At 63.4% G+C, this 25,747-nt stretch carries 26 protein-coding genes; 11 read left to right on the top strand and 15 right to left on the bottom strand.

Features of this window, described 5'->3' with window-relative positions:
* Nucleotides 1-136: 136 nt before the first annotated feature.
* From V1288_RS30225 to V1288_RS30205, 5 genes are all read left to right on the top strand, one after another.
* Nucleotides 137-385 (top strand): hypothetical protein, encoded by a 249-nt coding sequence (locus V1288_RS30225; RefSeq protein WP_334360494.1) that lies wholly within the window; start codon nucleotides 137-139, stop codon nucleotides 383-385.
* A 70-nt stretch (nucleotides 386-455) separates the two neighbouring features.
* Nucleotides 456-1,058 (top strand): hypothetical protein, encoded by a 603-nt coding sequence (locus tag V1288_RS30220; RefSeq protein ID WP_334360493.1) that lies wholly within the window; start codon nucleotides 456-458, stop codon nucleotides 1,056-1,058.
* Between the two features lie 85 nt (nucleotides 1,059-1,143).
* A complete protein-coding gene (locus V1288_RS30215; protein WP_334360492.1) occupies nucleotides 1,144-1,728 on the top strand; it encodes an NnrU family protein in 585 nt (194 codons plus the stop codon).
* A gap of 1 nt (nucleotide 1,729) precedes the next feature.
* A complete protein-coding gene (gene panB / locus V1288_RS30210) occupies nucleotides 1,730-2,551 on the top strand; it encodes a 3-methyl-2-oxobutanoate hydroxymethyltransferase (RefSeq protein WP_334360491.1) in 822 nt (273 codons plus the stop codon).
* A gap of 11 nt (nucleotides 2,552-2,562) precedes the next feature.
* On the top strand, nucleotides 2,563-4,167 hold the full coding sequence (locus V1288_RS30205; protein ID WP_334360490.1) for a class I adenylate-forming enzyme family protein: 1,605 nt from the start codon (nucleotides 2,563-2,565) through the stop codon (nucleotides 4,165-4,167).
* Here V1288_RS30205 and V1288_RS30200 read toward each other — a convergent pair.
* Entirely contained in the window at nucleotides 4,164-5,042 is an 879-nt protein-coding gene (locus V1288_RS30200) for a hypothetical protein (protein WP_334360489.1), read from the bottom strand. The two genes, V1288_RS30205 and V1288_RS30200, sit on opposite strands and share 4 nt — an antisense overlap.
* Before the next feature lie 243 nt (nucleotides 5,043-5,285).
* Here V1288_RS30200 and V1288_RS30195 point away from each other — a divergent pair, with 243 nt between their 5' ends.
* The 4 genes from V1288_RS30195 to V1288_RS30180 are packed head-to-tail and all read left to right on the top strand — an operon-like array spanning nucleotide 5,286 to nucleotide 9,178.
* On the top strand, nucleotides 5,286-5,939 hold the full coding sequence (locus tag V1288_RS30195; RefSeq protein ID WP_334360488.1) for a tetratricopeptide repeat protein: 654 nt from the start codon (nucleotides 5,286-5,288) through the stop codon (nucleotides 5,937-5,939).
* Between the two features lie 29 nt (nucleotides 5,940-5,968).
* Nucleotides 5,969-6,493 carry a hypothetical protein gene (locus V1288_RS30190; RefSeq protein ID WP_334360487.1) on the top strand — a complete coding sequence of 175 codons (525 nt, stop codon included), beginning with the start codon at nucleotides 5,969-5,971 and terminating at the stop codon, nucleotides 6,491-6,493.
* A gap of 55 nt (nucleotides 6,494-6,548) precedes the next feature.
* Nucleotides 6,549-7,934 (top strand): ribosome biogenesis GTPase Der, encoded by a 1,386-nt coding sequence (gene der / locus V1288_RS30185; protein ID WP_334360486.1) that lies wholly within the window; start codon nucleotides 6,549-6,551, stop codon nucleotides 7,932-7,934.
* A complete protein-coding gene (locus V1288_RS30180; RefSeq protein WP_334360485.1) occupies nucleotides 7,931-9,178 on the top strand; it encodes a TCR/Tet family MFS transporter in 1,248 nt (415 codons plus the stop codon). Before der ends, V1288_RS30180 begins: the two co-directional genes overlap by 4 nt.
* Before the next feature lie 110 nt (nucleotides 9,179-9,288).
* Here the strand turns inward: V1288_RS30180 and V1288_RS30175 are convergent, their stop codons facing one another.
* The 11 genes from V1288_RS30175 to V1288_RS30125 form a co-directional block, all read right to left on the bottom strand.
* The gene (locus V1288_RS30175; protein WP_334360484.1) at nucleotides 9,289-10,515 is read right to left on the bottom strand and encodes an ABC transporter substrate-binding protein; all 1,227 of its coding nucleotides are present in this window, start codon (nucleotides 10,513-10,515) and stop codon (nucleotides 9,289-9,291) included.
* Nucleotides 10,516-10,608: 93 nt separating this feature from the next.
* The gene (locus V1288_RS30170) at nucleotides 10,609-11,676 is read right to left on the bottom strand and encodes a hypothetical protein (RefSeq protein WP_334361446.1); all 1,068 of its coding nucleotides are present in this window, start codon (nucleotides 11,674-11,676) and stop codon (nucleotides 10,609-10,611) included.
* A 187-nt stretch (nucleotides 11,677-11,863) separates the two neighbouring features.
* The gene (locus tag V1288_RS30165) at nucleotides 11,864-12,604 is read right to left on the bottom strand and encodes an SDR family NAD(P)-dependent oxidoreductase (protein ID WP_334360483.1); all 741 of its coding nucleotides are present in this window, start codon (nucleotides 12,602-12,604) and stop codon (nucleotides 11,864-11,866) included.
* 154 nt (nucleotides 12,605-12,758) lie between these two features.
* Complete coding sequence (purF, locus tag V1288_RS30160; RefSeq protein ID WP_334361445.1) at nucleotides 12,759-14,264, bottom strand: amidophosphoribosyltransferase; 1,506 nt, start codon at nucleotides 14,262-14,264, stop codon at nucleotides 12,759-12,761.
* A gap of 29 nt (nucleotides 14,265-14,293) precedes the next feature.
* Nucleotides 14,294-14,923 (bottom strand): CvpA family protein, encoded by a 630-nt coding sequence (locus V1288_RS30155; RefSeq protein WP_334360482.1) that lies wholly within the window; start codon nucleotides 14,921-14,923, stop codon nucleotides 14,294-14,296.
* A gap of 164 nt (nucleotides 14,924-15,087) precedes the next feature.
* Nucleotides 15,088-16,545 (bottom strand): DNA repair protein RadA, encoded by a 1,458-nt coding sequence (gene radA, locus V1288_RS30150; RefSeq protein WP_334361444.1) that lies wholly within the window; start codon nucleotides 16,543-16,545, stop codon nucleotides 15,088-15,090.
* A 107-nt stretch (nucleotides 16,546-16,652) separates the two neighbouring features.
* The gene (locus V1288_RS30145; RefSeq protein ID WP_334360481.1) at nucleotides 16,653-18,056 is read right to left on the bottom strand and encodes an adenylate/guanylate cyclase domain-containing protein; all 1,404 of its coding nucleotides are present in this window, start codon (nucleotides 18,054-18,056) and stop codon (nucleotides 16,653-16,655) included.
* Nucleotides 18,057-18,152: 96 nt separating this feature from the next.
* Nucleotides 18,153-18,842 carry an HAD family hydrolase gene (locus V1288_RS30140; protein ID WP_334360480.1) on the bottom strand — a complete coding sequence of 230 codons (690 nt, stop codon included), beginning with the start codon at nucleotides 18,840-18,842 and terminating at the stop codon, nucleotides 18,153-18,155.
* Nucleotides 18,843-19,054: 212 nt separating this feature from the next.
* Nucleotides 19,055-19,939 carry a prohibitin family protein gene (locus tag V1288_RS30135; RefSeq protein WP_334360479.1) on the bottom strand — a complete coding sequence of 295 codons (885 nt, stop codon included), beginning with the start codon at nucleotides 19,937-19,939 and terminating at the stop codon, nucleotides 19,055-19,057.
* A 143-nt stretch (nucleotides 19,940-20,082) separates the two neighbouring features.
* Nucleotides 20,083-20,805: a sulfite exporter TauE/SafE family protein gene (locus tag V1288_RS30130; protein ID WP_334360478.1), complete on the bottom strand. Its 723-nt coding sequence runs from the start codon at nucleotides 20,803-20,805 to the stop codon at nucleotides 20,083-20,085.
* A gap of 145 nt (nucleotides 20,806-20,950) precedes the next feature.
* The gene (locus tag V1288_RS30125; protein ID WP_334361443.1) at nucleotides 20,951-21,679 is read right to left on the bottom strand and encodes an adenylate/guanylate cyclase domain-containing protein; all 729 of its coding nucleotides are present in this window, start codon (nucleotides 21,677-21,679) and stop codon (nucleotides 20,951-20,953) included.
* A 164-nt stretch (nucleotides 21,680-21,843) separates the two neighbouring features.
* Here V1288_RS30125 and V1288_RS30120 point away from each other — a divergent pair, with 164 nt between their 5' ends.
* Nucleotides 21,844-22,293, top strand: a complete 450-nt coding sequence (locus tag V1288_RS30120) for a cupin domain-containing protein (RefSeq protein ID WP_334360477.1) — start codon at nucleotides 21,844-21,846, stop codon at nucleotides 22,291-22,293.
* Between the two features lie 15 nt (nucleotides 22,294-22,308).
* On the opposite strand, the gene V1288_RS30115 is transcribed toward V1288_RS30120, so the two are convergent.
* Together V1288_RS30115 and V1288_RS30110 are read right to left on the bottom strand one after the other, a co-directional pair.
* Nucleotides 22,309-23,280 carry a tripartite tricarboxylate transporter substrate binding protein gene (locus tag V1288_RS30115; protein WP_334360476.1) on the bottom strand — a complete coding sequence of 324 codons (972 nt, stop codon included), beginning with the start codon at nucleotides 23,278-23,280 and terminating at the stop codon, nucleotides 22,309-22,311.
* Between the two features lie 103 nt (nucleotides 23,281-23,383).
* Complete coding sequence (locus V1288_RS30110) at nucleotides 23,384-24,154, bottom strand: exodeoxyribonuclease III (RefSeq protein WP_334360475.1); 771 nt, start codon at nucleotides 24,152-24,154, stop codon at nucleotides 23,384-23,386.
* A gap of 49 nt (nucleotides 24,155-24,203) precedes the next feature.
* Here V1288_RS30110 and V1288_RS30105 point away from each other — a divergent pair, with 49 nt between their 5' ends.
* Nucleotides 24,204-24,422: a cysteine rich repeat-containing protein gene (locus V1288_RS30105; protein WP_334360474.1), complete on the top strand. Its 219-nt coding sequence runs from the start codon at nucleotides 24,204-24,206 to the stop codon at nucleotides 24,420-24,422.
* 48 nt (nucleotides 24,423-24,470) lie between these two features.
* Here the strand turns inward: V1288_RS30105 and alr are convergent, their stop codons facing one another.
* Nucleotides 24,471-25,706: an alanine racemase gene (gene alr / locus V1288_RS30100; protein ID WP_334360473.1), complete on the bottom strand. Its 1,236-nt coding sequence runs from the start codon at nucleotides 25,704-25,706 to the stop codon at nucleotides 24,471-24,473.
* Nucleotides 25,707-25,747: the final 41 nt, after the last annotated feature.

Here is a 25,747-nt window from a genome sequence, read left to right as displayed (position 1 = left end):
ACTGTCGTACTCCGCGAAAGCGGGGGACTCAGTACGCCGCGGCCTATCCGTCAATCACCCACCGTCTCTGGAATACTGGCCATGTTGAGCGTGGCGAGCTTTTGCGCCGCCTCCTCGGCGCGCGCTCTACGCCCTGATGACCAGCCGCCCGCACGCCACCATGAAGCACAACCCGCCGCTGCAGGCCGCGGTCCACAAGGTCATCACCCAGGCGATGCGGATATTCTGCCAGGATATCGAGAGCCCGGCCGAACGCCGCCGCGCGGTGATGAAGGTCTACATCACGCTTTATGGCGGCATCTCGCTCTACACGGCCGGTGTCCTCGACCAGCCCGGCGAGAAGGCCCTGATTGCGGAACTGTCGGCCATGAACGCGGGGATGTGAACGGCATCCGCCTTGATGCGGACCAATACGCACACCAGTTTGCTTGGGTCGCCCATGAGGACCCGCTGAAATGGTTCGGCGCATCATCGCCTGTCTGATCGCGCTCTTCGTCGGGATGGGTGCCGCCGATGCCCAGTCGCGGCGCCAGATCGACGCGACGCCGTTTTCGCATGCGCCCTGCAGCGTGCTCGACGGCCAGCCGTGCACGCCATCGTTCTGCAGCGTGTTCAACGACGGTCCCTGTATTCCCGAGATCGATTATCCCTACGGCCAGAACCTGCAACTCACGATCGAAACCGTGCCGCCGCAGGACCAGGCCGCGAAATACCGCAAGCCGGATCACGATCTCGATACGATCGGCGACCTGTTCGCGGCGCTCCGGTCCTGCTGGTCGCCGCCGCCTCCCGACATCGCGCGGCCGGGCATGCAGATGTCGATTCGCTTCAGCTTCAAGCGCTCGGGCGAAATCATCGCCACCCCGCGCGTGACCTATGCCACGGCCGGCGTTCCGGCAGATACCCGCGCCGCCTATCTCAAGGCGATCAATGCGTCGCTGCAGGCATGCCAGCCCCTGAAATTCACCGGTGGGCTGGGCGGTGCGCTGGCCGGACGGCCGATCGCGATTCGCTACGTCGACAACCGCGATCCGGGAAAGCAGGCGGAGAAGCCGTGACGACGGCGGCGTGGCGCATTGCGCACCAAGCCCTTAAAATGATACGCGGGTAATCAGCAAACCGGCCGCGCAGCGGGAGGATATCATGGGACTGCTGGTGCTGATCCTGGGCCTGATCCTGTTCTTTGGCGTTCACACGCTTACCATTCAGCGCAAGCTGCGCGCGCAGGTCATCGCCGCGACGGGCGAGGGCGGTTACAAGATCGGCTATGCGCTGGCATCCTTCGCAGGGCTTGCGCTGATCATCTGGGGCTTTGCCAAGTATCGCGCGACCGGCTGGATCGACGTCTGGAACCCGCCGACGGCGCTCAAGCACATCGCGGTAGCCCTGATGCTGCCCGCGGTCATCATGGTGGTCGCGTCCTACATCCGCGGCCGGATCTATACGACGCTGAAGCATCCGATGCTGACGGGCATCAAGCTGTGGGCTGCGGCGCATCTGCTCGCCAACGGCGATCTCGGCTCGATCATCCTGTTCGGCTCGTTTCTCGCCTGGGCGGTATATGACCGTATTTCGCTGAAATCTCGTTCCGACGCCGGCGCGCCGCCGATCCCCGTCGGTGGTCCCGGCAACGACCTGATCGCGGTCGCGGTCGGCCTCGTCGCCTATCTGGCGCTGGCGTTCGCGTTCCACCCGGTCGTGATCGGCGTCCCCGTGGTTGGAGCCTAGCATGTCGGTTCAGTCTGTCATCAAGCGCAAAACTGCGCCGGATATCCGCGCGCGCAAGAACGGCGAGCCGATCGTGATGCTGACGTCCTACCATGCGCATACCGCAGCCCTGGTGGATCGGCACTGCGACGTCATCCTGGTCGGCGATTCCCTCGGCAATGTCATGCACGGCTTCGAGACCACCGTGCCGGTGACGCTCGACATGATGATCCTGCAGGGACATGCGGTGATGCGCGGCTCGAAGCACGCTTTGGTCGTGGTGGATATGCCGTTCGGCTCGTATGAGGCCTCGAAGGAGCAGGCGTTTCATTCCGCGGTGCGGATCCTGAAGGAAACCCATTGCGGCGCGGTGAAGCTCGAAGGCGGTGCGCGCATGGCGGAGACGGTGGCGTTTCTTGTCGAGCGTGGCGTGCCTGTCATGGGCCATATCGGATTGACGCCGCAATCCATCAACACGCTCGGCTCGTTTCGCGCGCAGGGCCGCGACGAGGGCAGTTGGGACCCGATCCTCGGGGATGCCCAGGCGATCTCGGATGCCGGGGCCTTCTCGGTCGTGATCGAGGCGGTCGCAGAGCCGCTGGCGCGAAAGATCACGCAGACCATTGCCATTCCCACCATCGGCATCGGCGCCAGCGCGGCTTGCGACGGGCAGGTGCTGGTGCTGGAGGACATGCTGGGTCTGTCGCCGCGGACGCCGAAATTCGTTCGCCGCTATGGCGATCTCGGCCCCGCGATCGAAGCAGCAATCCAGGGCTACGCCAGCGACGTCCGCTCGCGCGCCTTCCCCGGACCCGAACACGTCTACGAGATGAAGAAGAGCTGACGAGGCGCGCCATGGACTGGTCGCAGCACTCCATTCCGGCGATGCGGCTCGAACCGCGCTTCGGCGACCGTATCGTTCGGGCCTTTTGCGAGCGGCCCAGGAGTATTTCGGCGATGGTCGCCGAAGCCGTGGCACGAAACGGCGATGGCGAGGCGCTGGTCTGCGGCGCTACGCGAATGACATGGCGCGAAGTTGCGCAGCAATCGGCGCAGATCGCGGCCGGGTTTCAAAACCTCGGCCTGCAGCGCGGCGACCGCGTCGCGGTGCTGCTCGGCAACAGAACCGAATTCGTGCTGACGATGCTGGGCGCGGCGCATGCCGGGCTTGTGACCGTGCTGCTTTCGACCCGCCAGCAAAAGCCCGAGATCGCCTATGTGCTGACCGATTGCGGCGCGCGGCTCCTGATTCACGAGGCCGCGCTGGCCGACCGCGTGCCCAATGCGGGTGACATTCCCGATGTGATGCACCGGATCGCGGTCGATGATGATGCTCGGCTCTCGCGATTTTCGGAGTTGGCCGACAACGCGCCGCTGGCAGCGCCAGTCGAAGTCGGCGAAGAAGATACCGCCATGATCCTCTACACCTCGGGCACGACGGGGCGGCCCAAGGGCGCGATGCTCGCCCATTGCAACATCATTCATTCGGCCATGGTGTTCGTGTCGTGCCTGAAACTGACGGCGGCGGATCGTTCGATCGCCGCGGTGCCGCTTGGTCATGTCACGGGCGTCGTTGCCAATATCATGACCATGGTCCGCTGTGCCGGCGCGCTGATCGTCATGGCGGAGTTCAAGGCTGCCGAATATCTGAAGATGGCGGCGCGCGAGCGTGTCACCTACACCGTGATGGTGCCGGCGATGTACAATCTCTGCCTGCTGCAGCCGGATTTCGACAGCTGCGATCTGTCGGGCTGGCGGATCGGCGGCTTCGGCGGCGCGCCGATGCCGGTCGCCACGATCGAAAAGCTGGATGCCAAGATTCCCGGGCTGAAGCTGATGAATTGCTACGGCGCGACCGAGACCACATCGCCGTCGACCATGATGCCGGGCGAACTGACCGCCAACCATATCGACAGCGTCGGCTTGCCCTGTCCAGGCGCGCAGATCCTCGTCATGGATGCCGAGGGCCGCGAGCTGCCGCGCGGCGAGATCGGCGAAATCTGGATACACGGCGGCTCGGTCATCAAGGGCTACTGGAATAATCCGAAAGCCACCGCCGAGGGCTTTACCGCCGGCTTCTGGCATTCTGGAGATCTCGGCTCGATCGACGAAGAGAATTTTGTTCGCGTGTTCGATCGCCAGAAGGACATGATCAACCGCGGCGGGCTGAAGATCTATTCAGCCGAGGTCGAGTCGGTGCTCGCAGGCCATCCCGACGTGGTCGAGAGCGCGATCATCGCCAAGCCGTGCCCGGTATTGGGCGAGCGCGTGCATGCGGTCGTCGTAACCCGCGGCACGGTCCGGACCGAACTGCTGCGCGCCTGGTGCGCCGAGCGGCTGTCCGATTACAAGGTGCCGGAAACCATGGATGTGCGGACCGACCTGTTGCCGCGCAATGCCAACGGCAAGGTGATGAAACGGCAGTTGCGCGAGGCCGTGCTAGCGCCGCCAACCCGTTAAAGCTTCGGCGCGCTGCCTTTGGGCGTTGAGCCGTCATTCTGTCCGACGGCGAGCGCGGCATTGTCGATCGCGGCAGCGCTGATGAGTTGCCTGACGTCCAGCAGGGTGAATTGCGCGATGCCGACGCGGTCGGCCGGCGTGCCCGGGACGAGTTGCACGCTCAATACGCCGTCGCAGTTTGCGCCCTTGGCCTCGGCCAGCATGAGGCTCGGTTCCTTGGCCTTGGTCTGCGCGCGTTTGACGACCGCCACGCAACTGCCGCGGACGGTGTCGCCGTTGAGCTTGACGGCAGCCCGCGGATCGAGCGGCTTGTCGATCGCTTCCAGCGCGGTCGCTTCCTTGTACTTGCCGCCGACGGACATGATCGAGCCCTTGCGGTAGATGTAATACAGGTGCTGATCGCCGACGATGGTGGGCACGCCGTATTTGCCCATGACTTCCTTGATCATGTCGGCCTTCGACGGCTGCTGGTCCTGGGCGAAGGTCAGATTGCGGGCCACGAAATAGGCACGGTTGGCGCTCGCGGGCGAGGAGAAGCTGGTCGAGAGCATCTCGCCGTTCTGTTTCGCGCCGGCGGCGAGACTGAAATTCAGCGCAGCGACATAGCTGGCGCCGCCGAATTTCTGCTGCTGGATGTCGCTCTTGGTGTCGGTACGGCCCTTGAACAGTGAATCAAGGATGGCGCGCGCGGATTCGGCGTTCGATTCGGTCGAGATACCCAAAATGTCAGGACGCAATTTGTCCGAGAATGCCGTCTCGGGCGCCTTCGGCTTGATGTCGTCAGCCAGTGACGCCGCGGGCAGGGACGTCAGCCCCATTGCCAGTGCCAAGACCAGTGCCAGGGCGAGCATCGAAATCAGCACATGGCGAGGCATGAAACACCCAAGAAATCGGAAATAGGCCAATATGGAAGCGGGCGGGATTACGCCAAGCTTTGAACCGCGATGTCAACATTGCCAGCCGATTTCGGAGGCGGATCTGAGCCGCTGTTAACGCTTTGATCCACCTCGCTTTGCCTTGCCACCGCCATATCGATAGGCTACGCCGCGGCGATGCGGGGATCGGGCGCGCGATGCTGCTGCCCAAGGCGCGGTTCCTCGGGGATGGGATACCTTTAAGTGTCTGAATTATTTGATGAAGTTGACGAGGAAGTCCGTCGCGATCAGCTCAAAAAGCTGTGGGACCAATACTCGCTTTATATCATCGCCGGCCTGATTTTGATCATCGCCGCCGTGGGCGGCTGGCGCGGCTACCAATATCTGGAAGCCAAGAAGGCGGCCGAGGCGGGGGCTGCGTTCGACAAGGCGGTCGAGCTTTCCGAAGCCAACAAGCACGCCGAGGCCGAAGCGGCCTTCGCCGATCTCGTGACCAAGGCGCCGTTCGGATACCGCGTACTGGCGCGGTTGCGCATGGCGGCCGAGGTTGCCAACCGCGACCCGCAGGCCGCCGCAAAGCTGTTCGACGAGATCACCGCCGATCGCAGCGTCGGCGTCGCCGAGCAGGATCTGGCACGGATTCGCGCCGCCCAGTTGCTCCTGGAAAGCACGAGCTATCCCAACATGAAAGAGCGCCTCGAAGCCGCTGCCGCGCCTGGCGCCACCTTTCGCCATACCGCGCGCGAGTTGCTGGCACTGTCGGCTTGGCGGGCCAACGACGCCACGGCGACCCGGCAATGGCTGGATATGATCACCAATGACGGCGCAACGCCGCCGAGCCTGCGCTCGCGGGCCGAAGCACTGGAAGCCTTGCTGCCGCCGGTCGCCAAGAGCTGACGCAAAACGAGCTGAGTGGAAAACCGACCATGCGCCGCCCGCAACGTTTGATCGCAGCTACCGTCCTCATCGCGCTTTCGAGCGCGCTGGCGGGCTGTGGCAGCATGGGCAATTTCGATCCGAGCGATCTGCTCGACTTCCTCGATACCAAGAAGAAGCTGCCCGGTGAGCGCAAGCCGGTGTTCCCCGAAGGCGTGCCGGGCCTTGAGCAGGGCGTGCCGAAGGATCTCTACAAGGGCTCCCGCCAGCAGGTCGACGACCCGAACGCGCAGGCTGCCGCCGCAGCGCCTCCGCCGGCGGAAGAACCAAAATCGAAGCGTGGCGCGAAATCCAAGGGCAAACAGGCCGCCGCTCCCGCCGCTGCGGCTGCGGATCCCGACGCCGCGCCCGAGGAAGACGGCAGCACCGCCGCTGCGCCGCCAGCGCCCAAGCCGGCCAAGATCACGCGCAAGCGCACAACCGCGCCGCCGCCCGATCAATCGGCCGCGCCTGCACAATCCCCACAACAATCCGCGTTCCCAGCGCCGATGCCGAGCGGTACGTTCACGCGTTGATTTTTCCTTTTCGTTCGATTGACACGCCCTTCGAAAGAGGGCGTTTGGAACATTTATGTCGTTTACGATCGCCATCATCGGCCGCCCCAATGTCGGCAAATCGACGCTGTTCAACCGGCTGGTCGGGCAGAAGCTTGCGCTGGTGGATGACGAGCCCGGCGTCACCCGCGACCGCCGCGAAGGCAATGCACGTCTCGGCGATCTTGAATTCACCGTGATCGATACCGCCGGTCTCGATGAGGGCGCCAAGGGCTCGCTGACGGCGCGGATGCAGGAGCAGACCGAAACCGCGGTCGGCCTGGCCGACGCGCTGATGTTCGTGATCGATGCGCGCGCAGGCCTGACGCCGAACGATCGCGCTTTTGCCGATTTCGCGCGCCGTGCCAACAAGCCGGTGGTGCTGGTCGCCAACAAGAGCGAGGGCAGGCACGGCGAAGTCGGCGCAATGGAATCCTACGCGCTGGGGCTCGGTGATCCCATCCAGATTTCGGCCGAGCACGGCGAGGGCATGAGCGATCTCTATGATGCGCTCGCCGCGCTGATGCCGGAGCCCGTCGAGGAGGCCGAAGAGTTCGACGACGACGATATCATCGTATCCGACGAAGAACTCGCACAACGCCCGATCCGTGTCGCCATCGTCGGCCGTCCCAATGCCGGAAAATCCACGCTGATAAATCGTCTGCTCGGCGAGGAGCGGCTGCTGACCAGCGCCGAGGCCGGCACCACGCGCGATTCCATTTCGGTGGAGATTACCTGGCAGGGACGCGAGTTCCGCGTGTTCGACACCGCAGGGCTAAGGCGGCGCTCGCGGATCGAGGAGAAGCTGGAAAAATTGTCGGTGGCTGACGCGCTGCGCGCGGTGCGCTTTGCCGAAGTCGTCGTGATGATGATGGATGCGCAGAACCGGTTTGAGGAACAGGACCTGCGCATCGCCGACCTGATCGAGCGCGAGGGGCGGGCGATCGTGCTTGCGGTCAACAAATGGGATCTGATGGAGCGCAAGCCCCATCTGATTTCCGCGCTGCGCAGCGATGCCGATCACTGGCTGCCGCAGGTCAAGGGCGCGCCCATCGTCGCGGTGTCCGGCCTGATGGGCGAGGGCATCGACCGCCTGATGACGGCGATCCAGGACGCCTATGCGGTGTGGAACAAGCGCGTGCCCACGGCCGCGCTCAATCGCTGGTTCGAGCAGGCGGTCGACGCCAATCCGCCGCCCGCGGTGTCGGGCCGCCGCCTGAAGCTGAACTACATCACGCAAACCAAGGGGCGTCCGCCGAGTTTCGTGCTGTTCTGCTCGCGGGCGGACGCGGTGCCGCAGTCCTATCTGCGCTATCTCACCAACAGCCTGCGCGAGGCTTTCGACCTGCCGGGCACGCCGATCCGGATCACGCTGCGCGAAAAGGCAAATCCGTTCGCGCATAAGCGCAAGCGGCCGTCATGAGCGAAGCGGCGTCCACCGCTGTTGCCGACGACAAGCCGCCGGTGCGCAGCGGCGCGGCAGCCTTCATCTTCGTCACCATTCTGCTCGACATGCTGGCGCTCGGCCTGATCCTGCCGATCCTGCCAAAGCTCGTGGAAAGTTTTGTCGACAACGACACGGCGACGGCGGCGCGGATCTTCGGCCTGTTCGGCACCGCCTGGGCGCTGATGCAGTTCCTGTTCTCGCCGATCCTCGGCGCGCTCTCGGACCGCTTCGGCCGGCGGCCGGTGGTGCTGCTATCGAATTTCGGCTTGGCGCTGGACTATGTGCTGATGGCGCTGGCGCCGTCGCTGACCTGGCTGTTCATTGGCCGGGTGATCTCCGGCATTACCTCGGCGAGCATCTCGACCGCCTTTGCCTATATCGCCGACGTGACGCCGCCGGAACGGCGTGCCGCGGTGTTCGGCAAGATCGGCGCGGCGTTCGGCGCCGGCTTCATTCTCGGCCCCGCCATCGGCGGCCTGCTCGGCGGCATGGATCCGCGCCTGCCGTTCTGGATCGCGGCAGGCTTGAGCTTTGCGAACACGCTCTACGGCTGGCTGATCCTTCCCGAGTCGCTGCCGCAGGAGCGACGCGCACCGTTCCACTGGAAAAGCGCCAGCCCGCTCGGCGCCCTGCATCTGTTGCGTTCCAACCGAATTCTCGCCGGCCTGTCGTTGGCGAATTTCTTCGGGCAGGTCGCGCATGTGGTGCTGCCGTCCACCTTCGTGCTCTATGCCACCTACCGCTATGGTTGGGATACGACGACGGTAGGGTTCACGCTGGCTTTGGTCGGCGTGTGCGCCATGGTGGTGCAAGGTGCGGGCGTCGGGCCGATCGTCAAGCTCCTCGGCGAGCGCAGGGCGCTGCTGCTAGGGCTTGCTTGCGGTGCGTTGGGATTTTTCATCTATGGCGCGGCCCCGACCGGACCACTGTTCTGGATCGGCATCCCAGTGATGGCGCTGTGGGGCGTGGCGGGGGCGGCGATCCAGGCATTGACGACGCAACTCGTTGCGTCGGATCAGCAGGGGCAATTGCAGGGGGCAACCAACAGCGTCAACAGCATCGCCCAGATGGCGGGCCCATTCCTGTTTACGCTGACCTTTGCTTATTTCATCAGCGATAAGGCGCCGTTGAAAATGCCGGGCGCACCGTTCCTGCTGGCAGCGGCGTTGTTGGGGCTGGGGCTTGTGATCGCATGGCGGACGTTGGCGCCTAAGCGCTGAATCGTAGAGTGGGAAAAGCGCAACGTGCCCACCGTTCACGATCAAATCCGCAGAGGCGGTGGGCACGGCGCAAGTGCACCTTTGCCCACCTTACGCTCCCTGCTACGCCGTTACTTCTTCACCAGCGGACACTCGCTGGCTTCGAGCGGCTTTGCAGCGTCTTCCGCCGAGATCGTGGCGATCTGCTTGTAATAGTCCCACGGTCCCTTCGACTCTTCCGGCTTCTTCACTTCGAACAGATAGGCCGGGATGAGGCGGCGGCCGTCGGCGCGCAGCGGGCCCTTACCGAACAGCGGATCCTCGGTCGGCAATTCCTTCATCTTGGCGACGACCTTGGCGCCGTCATGCGGATTGCCGCCGAGCGCTTCCATCGCCTTCAGATAATGCAGCACCATGGCGTAGTTGCCGGCCTGCGTCATGGACGGCATTGCGTTCTTGTTGGCCTGTGCCGAGAACCGCTTCGACCAGGCGCGCGTCTGGTCGTTCAGGTCCCAGTAGAAGGATTCCGTGAACGTCAGGCCTTGTGCGGTCTTCAAGCCCAGCGAATGCACGTCGTTGATGAACAGCAGCAGCGCGGCAAGCTTCTGGCCGGCCGCGACGATCCCGAATTCGGACGCCTGCTTGATCGCATTGGTGGTGTCACCGCCGGCATTGGCCAAGCCGACGACTTTCGCCTTGGAGGCCTGGGCCTGCAATAGGAAGGACGAGAAGTCGGACGTGTTCAGCGGATGCTTCACGCCGCCGAGCACTTTGCCGCCGTTGGCGGTCACGACCGCCGATGTATCGCGCTCGAGCGCGTGACCGAAGGCATAGTCTGCGGTGAGGAAGAACCAGCTATCGCCGCCCGCCTTGGTCAGTGCCTTGCCGGTACCGGTCGCCAGCATGTAGGTGTCATAGGTGAACGAGATCGTGTTCGGCGTGCAGGCCTTGCCGGTGAGGTCGGCGGTCGCCGCACCCGAGTTGAGCAGCACGGCGTTCTTTTCCTTGACGAGGTTGCTGACGGCCAGCGCGACACCGGAATTCGGCGTGTCGGCGATCGCATCGACCTTCTCAGTATCAATCCACTGCCGCGCAATGTTGACGCCGACATCAGGCTTGTTCTGGTGATCGCCGCTCACCACCTCGATCTTCCAGCCTTTCTTGTTGAGGCCGGAATCCTCGACCGCCATCTTGACCGCAACCACCGAATTGGGGCCGCCGATGTCGGCATAGAGGCTCGACATGTCGTTCAGCACGCCGATCTTGACGGTCTTGTCCTGGGCCAATGTCGGCGTCGCGAGGCCGAGCGCGGCAAGCGCCACGGAAGCGGCTAAGCGCCGCGCAATTCTGGTCGTCATGGTATTCCTCCGGAAATGGTTGTTCGCCGGCTCTCTTTTCGGAACCTGCCAGCGGCTTTGCGATAGTCCTTCTCGCTGGGACGGGCAATCCACCTATCGTAGCGCGTCCGAGGTCAGCTTGAACTTCTGGATCCGTTTGCCGGTATCGACCTCCGCGGTATAGACGTTACCCTTGGCATCCACCGCCATGGCGTGAATCCAGTGGAACTGCCCGGCATTGCGGCCGCTGCGCCCAAAACTGCCGACTACGGTACCATCATCCCGCTTCAGCACCCGGATTTCATTGTTCTCGCCATCGGCGCTCAGCAAATAGGTCTGCTTCGGATCGGGCCAGATCGCGATGTCCCACACTGCGCCGTTGCCGAGCGTGCTCTTTTCGTAAAACCATTCCTTAACGAAGGTTCCATCTTTCCTGAACACCTGGATGCGGTTGTTGATGCGGTCGCAGACATAGACCAGCCCGTCATTGGAAAGCTTTACGCAATGGACGGGATTGGCGAATTGCTGCGGAGGCGGTCCCTTGGGATCGTAGGGCGGTTGCTTCTCATCGTTCGGCGGTTTGCCATAAGCGCCCCAGTGCCGCTTGTAGGCACCTGACGTGGCGTCGAACACGATGATGCGGCGATTGCCGTAGCCATCGGCGACGAAGATTTCGTTCGCATCCTTGTCGATCGCGGTCTCGGCGGGCTTGCCGAGCTGCGTGGTGTCGCCAGAACCCTTGCTCGGTGCGATCTTGCCGATCTGCATTACGAACTTGCCGTCGAGGGTGAATTTCAGGATCGCATTGTCGTTGTCGGCGTTGCCGCCGACCCACACGAAACCTTTCTCATCCACCTCGATGCCGTGTTCACGGCCGACCCATTCATAGCCTTCGCCGGGGCCGCCCCAGGAGCGCAGCAGGTTGCCGTCGGCATCGAACTCGAGCACCGGCGGCGCCGGGATGCAGCATTTAGAGCGAGGCGGATTTAGCGTCGCGCCCTTTTCGTCGTCGGTCAGCGAGCGTGGACGATGGATCAGCCAGACGTGGCCCTGCGCGTCGACGGTGATGCCGCCGACCTGACCGAGGATCCAGTTGTTCGGCAGCGGTTTTGGCCAGGACGCATCGACCGCAAACGTCGGGATGTCGCCGGCGTGTGACAGCGTGGGCGTCCCAATCAACATAGTGGCGGTGAAGCAGGCGGAAATGGCTCTGCAGAGATTTTGGCGGGCGCGATTACGCGTCGGCGTCATAGGTGCCTCCCGATGTTTTTTCTTGGCGGGTCGTCCCGCTTGGGAGGGCAGTCAATCGCGGGGACGAAGAGGAGTCAACGGTTTGACATCGGCATTGCGAGCGCAGCGACTCGCAAGCTCACTCCGGCGCGCGGAAACTCATCAGCGTGCGAGTCTTGTAGTCATACAATTTGCCGGTTTCGTTCCAGTCGGGCGCGCACATCGGCACGATGAATTCCGCCGCCTGCTCCGGCGTATCCAGCGTCATCGGGTCTTCGCCGGGAAATACGCTCGCGCGCATGCGGGTGCGGATCGGGCCGGGGCTGAACAGGTTGACGCGCAGTTTGGTGCTCACGGTCTCGTTGGCCCAGGAGCGCACCAGCGTGTCCAGCGCGGCCTTCGAGGCCGCGTAGGGACCCTGATAGGCGTTCGCCTTGCTGGCGGCGCCCGAGGTCACGAATACGGCGCGGCCGGCGTCCGAGACCCTGAGCAGTGGGTCCATGCAGCGGATGAGCTGGAAGTTCGCGGTGACGTTCACCGCCATCACGTCGTTCCAGGGTTTTAGTTCGATATGGCCGAGCGGCGAGGAGGGACCGGCGATGCCGGCATTGCCGACGAGAATGTCGAGCTTGCCGTGGCGCTCATACAGCGCCGCACCGAGCCGCGCGATGCCGTCGAAATCGGTGAGGTTGAGCGGCACCAGCGTGGCGCTGCCGCCGTCTTTCCGGATCTCGTCGTCGAGCTCCTCAAGGCCGCCTTGCGTGCGCGCGACGGCAACGATATGCGCACCGGCGCGGGCGAGCGCGCGCGCTGTGGCATGGCCGATGCCCCGTGAGGCGCCGGTGACGAGGGCGATGCGGGAGGCGAGGGGTTGGGGCATTGAAGTAAACTCTATCGTCGTCGTCCCTGCGAACGCAGGGACCCATACGCCGTGACGGCTATGAGGCGGAAGGTATTCGTATCAAATGGCCTCCGAAAAACGACGGCCGGTGGCTATGGGTCCCTGCGTTCGCAGGGACGACGGTTGAGACCCCTCAACTCGCCTCCGCCAGCAGCGACAATTGCCGGGGCTGCGGCTCGACCTGGGTCTGGTCGGTGAGGTGGGTCGGATAGGCGCCGGTGAAGCAGTGGTCCGAGAATTTCGGATTGGCTGGATCGCGGCCGGGTTCGCCCATCGCGCGGTACATGCCGTCGATCGACAGGAACGCCAGCGAGTCCGCGCCGATGATGTCGCGCATCTCTTCCAGCGAATGGGTGGCAGCCAGAAGTCCGCCGCGGTCGGGCAGGTCGATGCCGTAATAGTCGGGATACAGGATCGGGGGCGAAGCGAGCCGGAAATGCACTTCGCGCGCGCCGGCGTCGCGCATCATGCGCACGATCTTCTTCGACGTGGTGCCGCGTACCAGCGAGTCGTCGATCAGGATGATGCGCTTGCCTTCGATCGCGGTGCGGTTGGCCGAATGCTTCATGCGCACGCCGAGTTCGCGCACGCTCTGCGTCGGCTGGATGAAGGTGCGGCCGACATAGTGGTTACGGATGATGCCGAGTTCGAACGGCACGCCGGAATGCTGGCTGTAACCGAGCGCGGCGGGCACGCCGGAATCCGGCACCGGCACCACGACGTCGACCTCGACATGGCTTTCGCGGGCGAGCTGCGCGCCGAAGGCTTTTCGGACGTCGTAGACCGAGCGGCCGCCGACGATGGAGTCCGGCCGCGAGAAATAGATGTATTCGAAGATACAGGGCCGCGGCGGCTTCGGCGGGAACGGCTTGTGGCTGTGCGCACCGGCCTCGTCGAACACGATGATTTCGCCGGGCTCGATGTCGCGGACATATTTGGCGCCGATCATGTCGAGCGCACAGGTCTCCGAGGTCAGGATCGGATGGCCGTCGAGATCGCCGAGCACCAGCGGGCGGATGCCGAGCGGATCACGCGCCCCGATCAGCTTCTTGTTGGTGAGCGCGACCAGTGCGTAAGCGCCTTCGATCGCACGCAGCGACTCGATGAAGCGGTCGATGAAACGGCCGCGCTTGGATTGCGCCACCAGATGCAGAATGACCTCGGTGTCGGTGGTCGACTGCATCATCGCGCCGCCCTTGACCAGTTCGCGGCGGAGCGTCAGGCCATTGGTGAGGTTGCCGTTGTGGCCGACCGCGAAACCGCCGGCATTGAGTTCGGCGAACAGCGGCTGCACATTGCGCAGGATGGTGGCGCCGGTCGTGGAGTAGCGGACATGACCGACGGCTACGATGCCGGGCAGGCGCTCGATCACTTCGCGACGGGAGAAGGTGTCGCCGACGAGGCCGAGGCGGCGTTCGGAATGGAAGCGGCTGCCGTCGAAGGAGACGATGCCGGCGGCTTCCTGGCCGCGATGTTGGAGGGCGTGTAGTCCGAGGGCGGTGATGGCGGCGGCCTCGGGGTGGCCGAAAATACCGAACACACCGCATTCCTCGCGTAGCGTGTCGCCTTCGAGATCGTCCTGCAACTCGATGCCAGCATTCGGGTCGAGTTGGCCGGCGGGATCGGAAGGGTTTTGCATCGCGTCCATCGCCTCTCTTTTGGCCAGAATTAGCGGCCCGCGGGTTTCTCGATCAGCTTTTTAAGGCTGTCACGGGCAGGTTTGCTGTAGCCATCGCCGGACGCAGGCGCTGCCTGGTCGGCGTCAGTTTGATCGTCTTCCGGTTTATTCTTCTTGAATCTCTTTAAGATGGTGTTCTCGGGGTCGTCAGGCAAGAGCGACATTAACCATTGCCCGGTTCCATCCAGCACTGTTCGGGACTTCGCGTTGGTGATCCAGTCCGGCCGCTGCTTGTCTGGGACCAGCCAGCTAAAGAACAGGAAGGCGACCACCACGATCAAAAGGCCGCGACCCAACCCAAACAGGAAGCCGAGCGTGCGATCCAGCGCGCCGATCCGGGAATCCAGAATCATGTCCGAAATCCGCACCGTGATGACGGAGACCACGATCAGGGTGCCGATGAAGGTGCCGGCCACCACTACCACGGAAGCCACCGTGTCGTTATTGAAATAAGTCTTGGCGGTCGGCAGCAGCTTCGAGAAAGCATAAAGCGTCACCAGCGCCGCCGCGCCCCATGCTGCGATCGACAGGATTTCGCGCATGAAGCCGCGCACCATGGCGAGCAGCCCCGAAATCAGCATTACTCCGAGCAGGACGAGATCGAGTATCGTTATCGGCATCGGCTGGTCAGGTCCGCTCGTAAGTTCTCAAGCAGCGAATCGACGGGTCAGGGTCACCCCAAATGAGGGGCAGACGGCGCATCCCGCAAGGCCGGATATCGCGCCATCCCGCTCGCCTTTCGCGCGCGTTGTATAGCGGCGAGGGCGGGGCGCGTCACGCCGCTTTAGCTGTTTTCACGACGGAATCGCGCCGGTGTGGCATTTTTCTCTGCCGCACCCTCGCGATTGGTGTCCCGGTTGCTTCTCGGCGTGCCGCGCGCGGCGATTTCGGCAACCAGGCTGGTCAACCCGCCGACGCTGTTCAGCGTCAGACCGCCATCGGAGCCCACCTCGCCACGGGCCGATTCGGGCAGAACGGCACGGCCAAATCCCAGTTTCACGGCCTCTTTCAACCGGGCCGAAGTCTGTGCCACCGGCCGGACCGCGCCCGAGAGCGAAATCTCGCCGAAATAAACCGCATCAGTCGGTAACGGTGCGTTCACCAAGGAGGACACCAGGGCGGCTGCCGCCGCGAGATCGGCTGCGGGCTCCTGGATCCGCAAGCCGCCAGCTACGTTCAGATAGACGTCGTAGCCGGACAATTTGACCCCGCAATGGGCTTCCAGCACCGCCAGCACCATCGACAGCCGGCTCGGATCCCAGCCGACCACCGCCCGCCTAGGGGTGCCGAGCGTGGTCGGGGCCACCAATGCCTGCAATTCCACCAGGACCGGGCGGGTGCCTTCGATCCCGGCAAAGACCGCTGTGCCCGGGCTGCCCAGGTCGCGTTCAGAAAGGAACAATTCGGAGGGGTTGGAGACCTCGCGAAGGCCCAGGCCCGTCATTTCGAACACGCCGATTTCATCGGTCGGGCCGAATCGATTTTTGACCGCGCGCAGGATGCGGAACTGCTGCGAGCCTTCGCCCTCGAACGACAACACCGCGTCGACCATATGCTCGACCACACGGGGGCCCGCGATCTGGCCGTCCTTGGTGACGTGCCCGACGAGGATGATTGCGGCACCGGATTTCTTGGCGAAACGGATGAGGGACTGCGCCGAGGCGCGGACCTGTGTCACCGTTCCCGGCGCGGATTCCACCGTGTCGGTCCACATGGTCTGGATCGAATCGATCACGATCAGGCGCGGCACCGCGCCCTCCGAGAGGGTCGAGACGATGTCCTCGACCGAGGTTTCGGCGGCGAGCTGCACCGGCGCATCCGCCAGGCCGAGCCGCTCGGCGCGCAGCCGCACCTGCGCCACGGCCTCTTCGCCCGAAATATAGACCGCGCGATGCCCGGCGCGGGCCAGCATGCTGGTGGCCTGCGTCAACAAAGTCGATTTGCCGATGCCGGGATCGCCGCCGACCAGAAGCACCGAGCCGCGCACAAAACCGCCGCCAGTGACGCGATCGAGCTCCGTCATGCCGGAGGACAGGCGGGGGGCGTCGTTGCTCTTGCCGGTCAGTGATTCCAGCGCAAACGTCCGGCCCCGGCGCTTTGAACGGATCGACACCGGCACGCTGCCGGTCGTGTCCTCCTCGGCCAGCGTGTTCCACTCGCCGCAGGACTCGCACTTGCCCTGCCAGCGGTTATACGCCGCGCCGCAGTTCTGGCAGACAAAGGAGAGAGTGGATTTGGCCATGATGGGGAGTGAGTCGCAGTCTCGGTGAAACGGGCCGATCTTCATAGCATGAAAAAAAGCAGCGCTACGCGATAGAGAGCTTGCGAGCGCCTTATCGCATTCGGGTATCAGGAATTGTTGTCGGCACACGTCCAGATGCCGACCGGCTGCTCGAGACCGCGAATCGTCCGTGGCGGCTGTGCGGCCAGTTGCACGAAGTCGGCGTCCGAACTGCTGGCTTCCGCGCGCGCCTGCCGTACCAGGTCGTCGCTGGCTATCATGGCGCAGCCAAGCTCGCGGGTAAGTGATTCAAGGCGGCTTGCCGCATTCACGGTGGTTCCGATGACCGCGAATTCGAGCCGGTTCAAGCCGATATCGCCAAGCACGACTTGGCCGTAATGCAGGCCGACGCTGATCCTGATCGACGGCTCGCCGCGATTTTTTCGTTCGCGATTGAACTCGCCGATCGACGCGATCATGGCCTGCGCGCAGCGCAGCGCGTTTCCGGCGTCCGAATCGCTGGCGGAGGGCGTGCCGAACGTCGCCATCAATCCGTCGCCAAGGTACTTGTCCAGCGTGCCGCCATGCCGGAACACCTCCCGTTCCATCCGCTCGTGAAATAATCGCAGTGTCCCGATCACCTCCATCGGGCTTCGGCCATCCGTATAGGCGGTGAAATCGACGATGTCGGCAAACAGTACTGCAACATTCTGGGTTCGAACCTGCTTGAGAGGTTCGTCATTTCCAGACAATTGCTCGACGACATTGGGCGAAAAATACCGCGCCAGGTTGGCCCGCTCGCGTTCTATTCCGGCGTGGCTGATCAGCAGGGCGTTGGAACGGCGCACCGCCAGCGCCAACGTCATGGCGACGATCATGAATACCGTGATTTCCTGGAATCGCGCCGGAATGCCGATCGCGGCGGGGTTGATGACGTCGAACATTCTGACGTCGGAGCCGACAGCGGCTCGTACGCGTTCCGACAACTCGGCGTGGGTTTCGGGCTGCAGGTAGGCCCAGCCGACGCCGATCGCCCACACAGCCGAGGTCCAGAAGCCCATCGCGACCACCGTACGCCACGAATAGGCAAGGGTCGCCGTTGCCAGGAAGACAAAGAAATAGATGAAAGTCTCGAACCGGAATTGCATGCCGACCGGCCAGTTCTCGGCACTCAGCGGATTGGGCACGACGGTGAGGAGGGTGATTAACGCCAGATCGCAAAAGATCAGGAAAAGCTCCGGCTGCGAACGCCCCACTTTGCCGACCTTGAGTTGGGCCCAGCCGATCAAGGCAAAAAAGCCGAGCATCACGATGTAGTAGATCACGTCCCAGTTCGGGTTGATGATCGGCAAGGTAACGGCAATCACTGCCAGCGCGACCCAGCGGGCCCGGACAGCGAGCAAGAGACCCTGGCGCTTGCTGTCCGCAATCGCCGCTTCAGCGAACTTCTGGGTCTCTTGCTGGGCGTCGGCTCGTCCGGCCGCTTCGTTCCGGAGATTTGTGATCTCAGCCGTTTCCGCCAATGCGCTCAAGACGCTCGTCCCCAAACTGAATGTATCGGATGATGCCCCATGCCACGGCACAGGGCACCGTTCACGCCGGCATGATACCATCGGAGGGCGTGCGTACTAGCTGTTGAAAAAGTGAAGGGCGAAACGTTCGACGTCCGACCATGAATGCGCTAGATGCACGGCCCCGGCATCGCGCAGCTTGAGATCATGGCCTTCGCGAATGTGACTGGCTGCGCACAGGCCGACGACCGTCATGCCGGCGGCAACGGCCGCCCGGATCCCGCCGGCGCTGTCTTCGATCACGAGACACTCGTCCGGGCGCACGCCCAATTTGCCTGCGGCGAACAGAAAAATGTCCGGGTGCGGCTTGCCTCGCGCGACCATGTCGGCGCTGAAAACATGACTGCCGAATTCCGCTTCCAAGGCCAACACCGAAAGGCACAGCTGCAGGCGATCAATCGAGCTGGAGGAGGCGATGCATCGGGGGATGTGGGCAAAACGTCTGATGAAATCTGTCGCCCCGCTCACTTCCTTCAAATCCGTTCGGAACCGGTTCAGCGTCGCGAGCTTGAGCCGGCCGGAAAAATCGGAAGGCAGCGGCCGTCCGATCGCCGCTTCGATCTCCGCCACGGCTTCGTCCCACCTCCGACCTGAATAGCGGGTGAGCGCCTCGTCGAGCGTCGTTGAATGACCGAGCCTGGTAATAGTTTCCGCCAGAACGGTATTGGCAATCGCCTCGCTGTCGGCGATGACGCCGTCGAAGTCAAAAATCAGTGCGCACACAATTTCAATTCCGGGAAAGAACAATTTCAATTCCGGGAAAGATCAGGGTTCGCGCATTTAAACATAATGCCCGGCATGAAAGGGATGTGCGCACGAAATAGTCGAACACTTTCCGTTGCGTTGTGTATCAGCGGCCGCCAGCGATTCGCCGCTTCCGCATCATTCGGTCTCAAATACGGGACGTAACGACGGCGTCCGGCACCGTCTCGGGCGCTGCCATACGACAAGCTTCGGTTCTATTTCACCGACACGAACGGTACTGACGAGCCCGGCACCATGGTGGTCGGCAGCGCGCCGTTCCAGCGTTCGGCCTGCACGAGCGTGACGAGGTTCGGGTTGGTGCCGAGCGCCTTGGCGCGGGCTTCGATGGCGGCGGCTTCAGCTTCGCCTGTTATCCTGATATTGGTCGCCCGCGCTTCGCCGTTCAGCCGCAGCGCGTCGGCGCTGGCCTGGGCCTCGGCGCGGACCGCGTTGGCTTTGGCGGTCGCCTGTGTGACGGTGATCTGTGCCTGTACCTTTTCGCGCTCGGCGTTCTGCTGCAGCTTCTGCACCTCGACCTCGGCCAGCATGCGCTGCTCGATCGAGTGCAGATAGTTCGCGCTGAACTCGATGTTTTCGAGCTGGACGCTCTCGATCATGATCATCGGGTCATCTTTCAGCGACGCCGTGATGGCGTCCTTGATCGCGGAGTTCAGCGGCCCGCGCTCCTGGATCGCCTTCACCGCCGTGTAGCGGCCGAACACGATCTTGACCTGCTGATTGACGGCCGGGCTGACCACCTGTTTGACCGCGGTGTCCAGTCCGCCGAACTTGGCATAGAGATCGGCAACCTTGTCCGGCGAGGCACGCAAGGTGACGCTGATCTTGAGGTCGGCGGGCTGCTGGTCGTAGGAGTAGGAGTTCATCTTGTCCCAGGCATAGGTGAAGGTCTTGACGCTGACCTTCTCCACGGTGTCGATCAGCGGGACCTTGAAGCCCAGGCCTGGCTGCGCAGTGCCGATCACAGCCCCATAGCGCAGCTTCACGCCGCGCTCGGTCTGATCGACGGTGTACCAGCTTCCCGCAGCAATGATGGCGACGACAATGACGGCGATAATGGCGCCGATGGTTCCCCTGGGCATTTTAAGTCTCTCCAGACGTGGGTGATGCGAATCCGTTCGCGGCATTGATCTATGGTCATTCGCCGAACGGATGTGACACGCGTCACTTGGTCGGCCGTTGATGGGGAATGGTTCAGGCAGAGCGGTTAGGTTTCGCCGAATCCTTAGGAAAATGCCGTCCACAGCAGCGAAAGGCCGGCTACCACCATGATGGCGTCCATCAGGAGCCGAAAGACGTCGGGCTGAAGATGCAGCACGAAGCGTTTGGCGATGAAGGCGCCGAACATCAGGGAGGAGCCAGCGATCAGGCCCTTCAGCGCGACGTCGGGCGTCAGCGCGCCGAAGCGTTCGAACGTGACGGACTTGCTCAGATACAGGCCGAGCGAGCTTGCGGCTTCGGTGGCGAGGAAGGCGCCCTTGGTCAGCCCGTAAAACAGAAACAGCGGCACGCTAAGCGGCCCGGTCGAAACCACGATGCCCGTCAGATAGCCGATGATGGCGCCACCGACCGACAGGTGCCAGAGGCGTGCTTTAAGTTGATGGCGCGCGAGCCAGTGCCGTACTGGCACCATCGCGATGAGAAACAGGCCGATTGCGATATCGACGGCGTGGGAGGGCAGCACGAGCAACGTCCGCGCGCCCAACGCCGCTGCCGGAATCCCCGTGACCGAATAGGCAAGGCAGGCGCGCCAGTCGACCTCGCGCCACCAGGCGAGAATGCGCGAGAAGTTCGCCATCACAGCCGCGACCGCCATGATCGGAACGGCTTCCTTCGGCCCGTATTGATAGACCAGCACCGGCATCAGCATGATCGACGAGCCCGTGCCGACAATGCCGGAGATGGTGCCGGCGAGCAGGCCGACAATGAGGACGAAGAGGAAACCCAAGCTGCAGTCTTTCGCGATTCCCTGATGCCGACATCATGGTGGCAGCAGGCTCAGGTTACGAGCCTAAATATCACTCGGAAAGGAGCCGATCGTGCTGATCAAGGGAAACTGCTATTGTGATGACAGCAGGGGCCACCAGCTCAGGCTACGCGGCGTAAAGCTCGATCGGGACGTCGAATCCCTTGAGCTGAAATGCCTTGGAGGGGCTGTCCTTCAAATCCGGTTGGGCGCGGTCAAACACGGCCTTCGTCACCAGGATCTGGTCGGCTTCGGCGACCGACTGGGCCCGGGAGGCGGTGTTGACGACGGTGCCGATCGCCGTCAGATCACGGTGCGAGTGGCCGAACTCGCCAAAGCTGAGTTCGCCGGAATGGATGCCGATGCCGATGCCCAGTTCGCTCGCAGGGAGGCCGTGCGCGGCAACCAGGGCTTCGCGGCGGTCGCGCCAGTTCCTCTGAATGTCGCGCGCCGCAAGCACGGCGCTTCGGGCATGCTGCTCGCGCTTCAGCGGAAAATTGAAGACCGCCATGACCGCGTCGCCGATCGTCTTGTTGAGGAGCCCGTCATGCTGCCAGATCGCACTTGCACATTCGTCGTAGAATGCGTCGAGCAGGCCTGAAACGGCGTCCGCCGATTGCGACTGCGACAGACTGGTGTAGCCCCGCAGATCGGCGAACATGATGGTCGCATCGATGGTGATCTTGCGGGCCCGCATCACCTTCGTGAACATCAGTTCGCAAATGGTGCAGGTGTTGGGATTCATCCGGCTCGGCCGAATGCCGAATGCGCGAAACGGCGCCGCGGCCACGCCGCGAAGCAGCACCGGCACATGCATCTGCTCCCAGCACCCTTTGCAGATAAGCGAATGTTGCAGAGCTGCCATTTTCAGCCGCGACTCCCGGGAGTGGCAGGTATGACGATCCTATCGTCGGCGGCGGGGTTGAGCAAGACAAGCCCACCGCAGCGCACGCCTGCCGGCTGGCGGCCCAAGGCAAAACTGCTAGGATCGCGTCAAAACAAGCAGAACGGAGGATCGCCATGAACGCCGTGACCCCGAAGGGCGCACAGACCGCAGATGTGCATTCCCACCTGGTTCGCCCCGACAGCATGGAATGGCAGAAGACCCGTTTCCCCGGCTGCGAAGCCAAGACGCTGCTGTTCGATCGCAAGACCGGCCTGATGACCGCGCTGATGCGGTTCGCGCCGGGCGCGGTGCTGCCCGACCACGAACACGTCAACATCGAGCAGACCTACGTGCTCGAAGGATCGCTCGTCGACAAGGAAGGCCCGGCGAAGGGCATCGAATGCAAGGCCGGCGAATTCATCTGGCGCGAGGAGGGCAGCCGCCATGTCGCCTGGTGTCCGGAAGGAGGACTGATGCTCGCGATCTTCCAGGTGCCGAACAAGTTCTTCGAGGCGGATGGCCGCGTCATCGATGCCGCCGGCGAGGATTGGGACGTCGCCTGGGGACACACCCGCAAGGGCTGATCCGCTAAGTGGCGGTCATTGTCTCGGAATTCCCGCGGTGTCGATCACCCGTTTCCAGCGGGAAATCTCGGAGATGATCATGCCGCGCATGTCGTCGGGCGAACCGCTGCGGACCTCGTTTCCCATGGCCTGGAGCTTGCCCTTGATGTCGGGCATTTCGAGAACCGCGCGCAATTCGCGATTGAGCTTGTCGACCACGGGTGGAGGAACCTTCTTGCTGGTCGCGATGCCGAGCCAGGATCGAACCTCGTAACCCGGAATCACGGTGCCGATCGGTGGCACGTCGGGAATCGAAAACCACGGTTTCTCGCTGGTCACACCGAGGCCTCGTATCGTGCCGGCCGCAAGCTGCGGAGCAGTGATGGTCAGTGTGTCGATCAGAATATCGATCTGGCCGCCGAGGAGGTCGTTGATGGGGCCGCCGCCGCCTTTGTAGGGCACATGGATCATTTTGATGCCGCCCATCGACGACAGCAATTCGCCGGCCAGATGTTGCGTCGATCCGACGCCGACCGAGCTATAAGTCAGCGTGTCCGGTTTGGCTTTCGCCTCAGCAATCAAATCCGCCAGCGTCTGAAGCCGGTGGTTCGATTTGACGGCAACGACGAAGGGAAAGAAGACCACCGTCGAAATCATCTGGAAATCCTCGACCGGATTGAACGGCAGCGCCTTGTACATCGCCGCTGAAACCGCGTGGCCCCCCGTCAGCATGATCAGTGTATAGCCGTCCGGCGCGGCTTTTGCGGCGCGATCTGACGCAATGTTGCCGCCGGCGCCCGGACGGGCTTCCACGACGACGGGTTTGCCAAGCCGCCGGGAAAGGCCATCGGCGACGATACGGGTGATCGCATCCGCGTTGCCGCCGGCACCGAAGCCGTGTGTCAGCGTGATCGGACGGGAAGGGTAGTCTTCGTCAGCGGCCGCACCAGAATTCACAAGCGCACAAAGAAGTGCTGCCGCCGTCGCGACCGTCTTCAAGATTCCCACGCGCGTTCCTCCCGTCATTGCCTGCTTTGCGGCTTGCGCGAAGCATAACAATCCCTGGTTCGCAGTGCGAAAGAAACTGCCAGCCGGCCGGCATAAGCCCTGCCTACCGGAGCACGATCCACGCCGGCGCGTGGTCGCTCGCGCCTTCTTCGCCCCGCACCGCGCGGTCGACGCCCGCCTTGATCAGGCGCGGCGCAATCTGTGGGCTCAGCAGCAGATGATCGAGCCGCAATCCGGCGTCGCGCGGCCAGCGGTTGCGTTTGTAGTCCCAGAACGTGAACATCGGTTTCGACGGATGAAGTGTCCGGATCGCGTCCGTCCAGCCTTGGTCCACCAGCGCCTTGAAGGCCGCGCGGCTCTTAGGCTGGATCAGCGCGTCGTTGTCCCAGGATTTCGTCGGATATATATCTGATACGGTCGGCGCGACATTGTAGTCACCGGCCAGCACCACCGGGATGTCCTGCTTGAGCAATTTGCCGGCATGTGACCGCAGCCGTTTGAACCAGTCGAGCTTATATTCGAATTTCGGTCCGGGCTGCGGGTTGCCGTTCGGCAGATAGATGCTGGTGACGACGACGCCGTTGACGGCGGCTTCGATATAGCGCGCCTCGTTATCATTCCGATCGCCGGGCAGCGCGGTCCGGGTCAACACCGGCTCGGCGCTCCGCGCCAGGATGGCGACGCCGTTCCAGGTCTTTTGTCCGCGCCACACCGCGCCATAGCCGGCCTTCTCGATTGCCAGAATCGGGAACTCGGCATCGGTCGATTTCAGTTCCTGCAGACAGACGACATCGGGTTTAGCCGCACGCAGCCAGCGCAACAGGTTCGGCAGGCGGCGGTTGACATTATTAATGTTGAAGGTCGCGATCTTCATGTAGAGCTAGCCCGGCATCACTATGCTTCGCCTGACATCTGGAGATTCCATGTCGAAACTACGCTTCGCCGTTCTCGTACTCGCCATTGGATGCTCCGGATCCGCAATTGCTCAAACCGACCAGCGCGGCGCCTGCAAGGCGGACTATGACAAATATTGCGCCGGCACGCTGCCCGGCGGCGGCCGTGTCGTCGCGTGCCTTAACAAGCAGCTTCCTCAGCTCAGCGACGCCTGCAAGAAAGTGTTGGCTAGCCGGAAGGCACAGTAAGACGCACCTCGCCATGAGGTGTTGCGAACGAACACCAGGAACGAAGAATTAGGTGGAAGCAGCGGCCGGCTCCGCTGGAGGCGGAGCAGGGGGCTCTGCAGTGGCATTCCCGCCCTTGTAGATTCGCGCGTAGCGCTTGCCGAGGCTGGTCAGCACTTCGTAGCCGATAGTGCCGAAATGGTGGGCGAGCTCGTCGACCGTGATTCCTTCGCCGATCAGCGTCACCATATGGCCGCGCCGCACGGCGTTCTTGTCGAGATCGGTGACGTCGACCGCCGTCAGGTCCATCGAAATCCGCCCCGCGACCGGGCACCGCCTGCCGGCAACCACCACCTCCGCGCCACGGGTGCCGTCATTGGCGCTGGCGGCGCGGAAATAGCCGTCGGCGTAGCCCGCGGAAACGACGGCTATTCTGGTCGGGCGTCGCGCCGTCCAGGTGCCGCCATAGCCGACGGTATCGCCGCGTTCGACGTTGCGGATCTGCACGATTCGCGCCTTCAATTCGACGACCGGCTGCATCGGATTGTCGGCTTCCGGCGTCGGATTGATGCCGTAGAGCGCACAACCCGGCCGCACCACGTCGAACTGGAATTGGGCGCCCAGGAAAACACCGGACGAATTCGCCAGCGATGCCGGTACGCCGGAAAACAGGCTCGCGATCTCGCGGAAGGCCGTGAGCTGGCGGGCGTTGGCGGGATTGTTGAGCAATTCCGCAGAGGCGAGGTGGCTCATCACGAGCGTAATGCCGTGGTCGCCGGCGTTGATGCGCGGGATGATGCCCTGCGCCTCGGTGACGGTCAGTCCGAGCCGGTTCATGCCGGTATCGATGTGAATCGCCGCTCCGCCCGACCAACCCGAGCGGCGGCAGAACACGTCCCATTCGGCGAGCTCGTTGAGGTCGCCGATCACGGGCTTGCAGTCGATCCTGGCGTAGGCCTCGCCGGTGTTCTGGAAGAAGCCGTCGAGCACGTAGATTGCGGCCGCGGGCGCTGCGGCGCGAACCAAGCGCGCCTCATCGAGGGTGGCGACAAAGAACGTCTTGCAACCGGCGGCAGCAAGCGCCCGCGCGACCTGTTCGGCGCCGCAACCATAGGCGTCCGCCTTGACGACGCCTGCGCATTCGGCCGGCACCGCGGTCTTCTCGAGCTTGCGCCAGTTCGCGACAATGGCGTCGAGATCGACCGTCAGCACGCCGGTTGCGGTCGCGAGCACGGCAGCCTGGTTCGCCTGGGGCGAGAGCAGGGTGCCTTGTGGAATGGACTTGGGATCGGGGGCCACGTTCATGCCACAGTTTTACGCGGCCGAACGCGGCGGTTCAACTGTGC

The sequence above is a fragment of the Bradyrhizobium sp. AZCC 2176 genome (assembly GCF_036924645.1).
Lineage (GTDB): Bacteria > Pseudomonadota > Alphaproteobacteria > Rhizobiales > Xanthobacteraceae > Bradyrhizobium.
This window is presented reverse-complemented; position numbering and strand designations above follow the sequence as displayed.

Bases quoted from the DNA above. Each gene is read 5' to 3' on its own strand.
- radA (WP_334361444.1), bottom strand. From the start codon at position 16,545: ATGGCCAAATCCACTCTCTCCTTTGTCTGCCAGAACTGCGGCGCGGCG.
- V1288_RS30190 (WP_334360487.1), top strand. From the start codon at position 5,969: ATGCGCCGCCCGCAACGTTTGATCGCAGCTACCGTCCTCATCGCGCTT.
- V1288_RS30135 (WP_334360479.1), bottom strand. From the start codon at position 19,939: ATGCCCAGGGGAACCATCGGCGCCATTATCGCCGTCATTGTCGTCGCC.
- V1288_RS30165 (WP_334360483.1), bottom strand. From the start codon at position 12,604: ATGCCCCAACCCCTCGCCTCCCGCATCGCCCTCGTCACCGGCGCCTCA.
- V1288_RS30215 (WP_334360492.1), top strand. From the start codon at position 1,144: ATGGGACTGCTGGTGCTGATCCTGGGCCTGATCCTGTTCTTTGGCGTT.
- V1288_RS30225 (WP_334360494.1), top strand. From the start codon at position 137: ATGACCAGCCGCCCGCACGCCACCATGAAGCACAACCCGCCGCTGCAG.
- V1288_RS30200 (WP_334360489.1), bottom strand. From the start codon at position 5,042: ATGCCTCGCCATGTGCTGATTTCGATGCTCGCCCTGGCACTGGTCTTG.
- panB (WP_334360491.1), top strand. From the start codon at position 1,730: ATGTCGGTTCAGTCTGTCATCAAGCGCAAAACTGCGCCGGATATCCGC.
- V1288_RS30175 (WP_334360484.1), bottom strand. From the start codon at position 10,515: ATGACGACCAGAATTGCGCGGCGCTTAGCCGCTTCCGTGGCGCTTGCC.
- V1288_RS30155 (WP_334360482.1), bottom strand. From the start codon at position 14,923: ATGCCGATAACGATACTCGATCTCGTCCTGCTCGGAGTAATGCTGATT.
- V1288_RS30120 (WP_334360477.1), top strand. From the start codon at position 21,844: ATGAACGCCGTGACCCCGAAGGGCGCACAGACCGCAGATGTGCATTCC.
- V1288_RS30180 (WP_334360485.1), top strand. From the start codon at position 7,931: ATGAGCGAAGCGGCGTCCACCGCTGTTGCCGACGACAAGCCGCCGGTG.
- V1288_RS30220 (WP_334360493.1), top strand. From the start codon at position 456: ATGGTTCGGCGCATCATCGCCTGTCTGATCGCGCTCTTCGTCGGGATG.
- V1288_RS30205 (WP_334360490.1), top strand. From the start codon at position 2,563: ATGGACTGGTCGCAGCACTCCATTCCGGCGATGCGGCTCGAACCGCGC.
- alr (WP_334360473.1), bottom strand. From the start codon at position 25,706: ATGAACGTGGCCCCCGATCCCAAGTCCATTCCACAAGGCACCCTGCTC.
- der (WP_334360486.1), top strand. From the start codon at position 6,549: ATGTCGTTTACGATCGCCATCATCGGCCGCCCCAATGTCGGCAAATCG.
- V1288_RS30110 (WP_334360475.1), bottom strand. From the start codon at position 24,154: ATGAAGATCGCGACCTTCAACATTAATAATGTCAACCGCCGCCTGCCG.
- purF (WP_334361445.1), bottom strand. From the start codon at position 14,264: ATGCAAAACCCTTCCGATCCCGCCGGCCAACTCGACCCGAATGCTGGC.
- V1288_RS30170 (WP_334361446.1), bottom strand. From the start codon at position 11,676: ATGTTGATTGGGACGCCCACGCTGTCACACGCCGGCGACATCCCGACG.
- V1288_RS30105 (WP_334360474.1), top strand. From the start codon at position 24,204: ATGTCGAAACTACGCTTCGCCGTTCTCGTACTCGCCATTGGATGCTCC.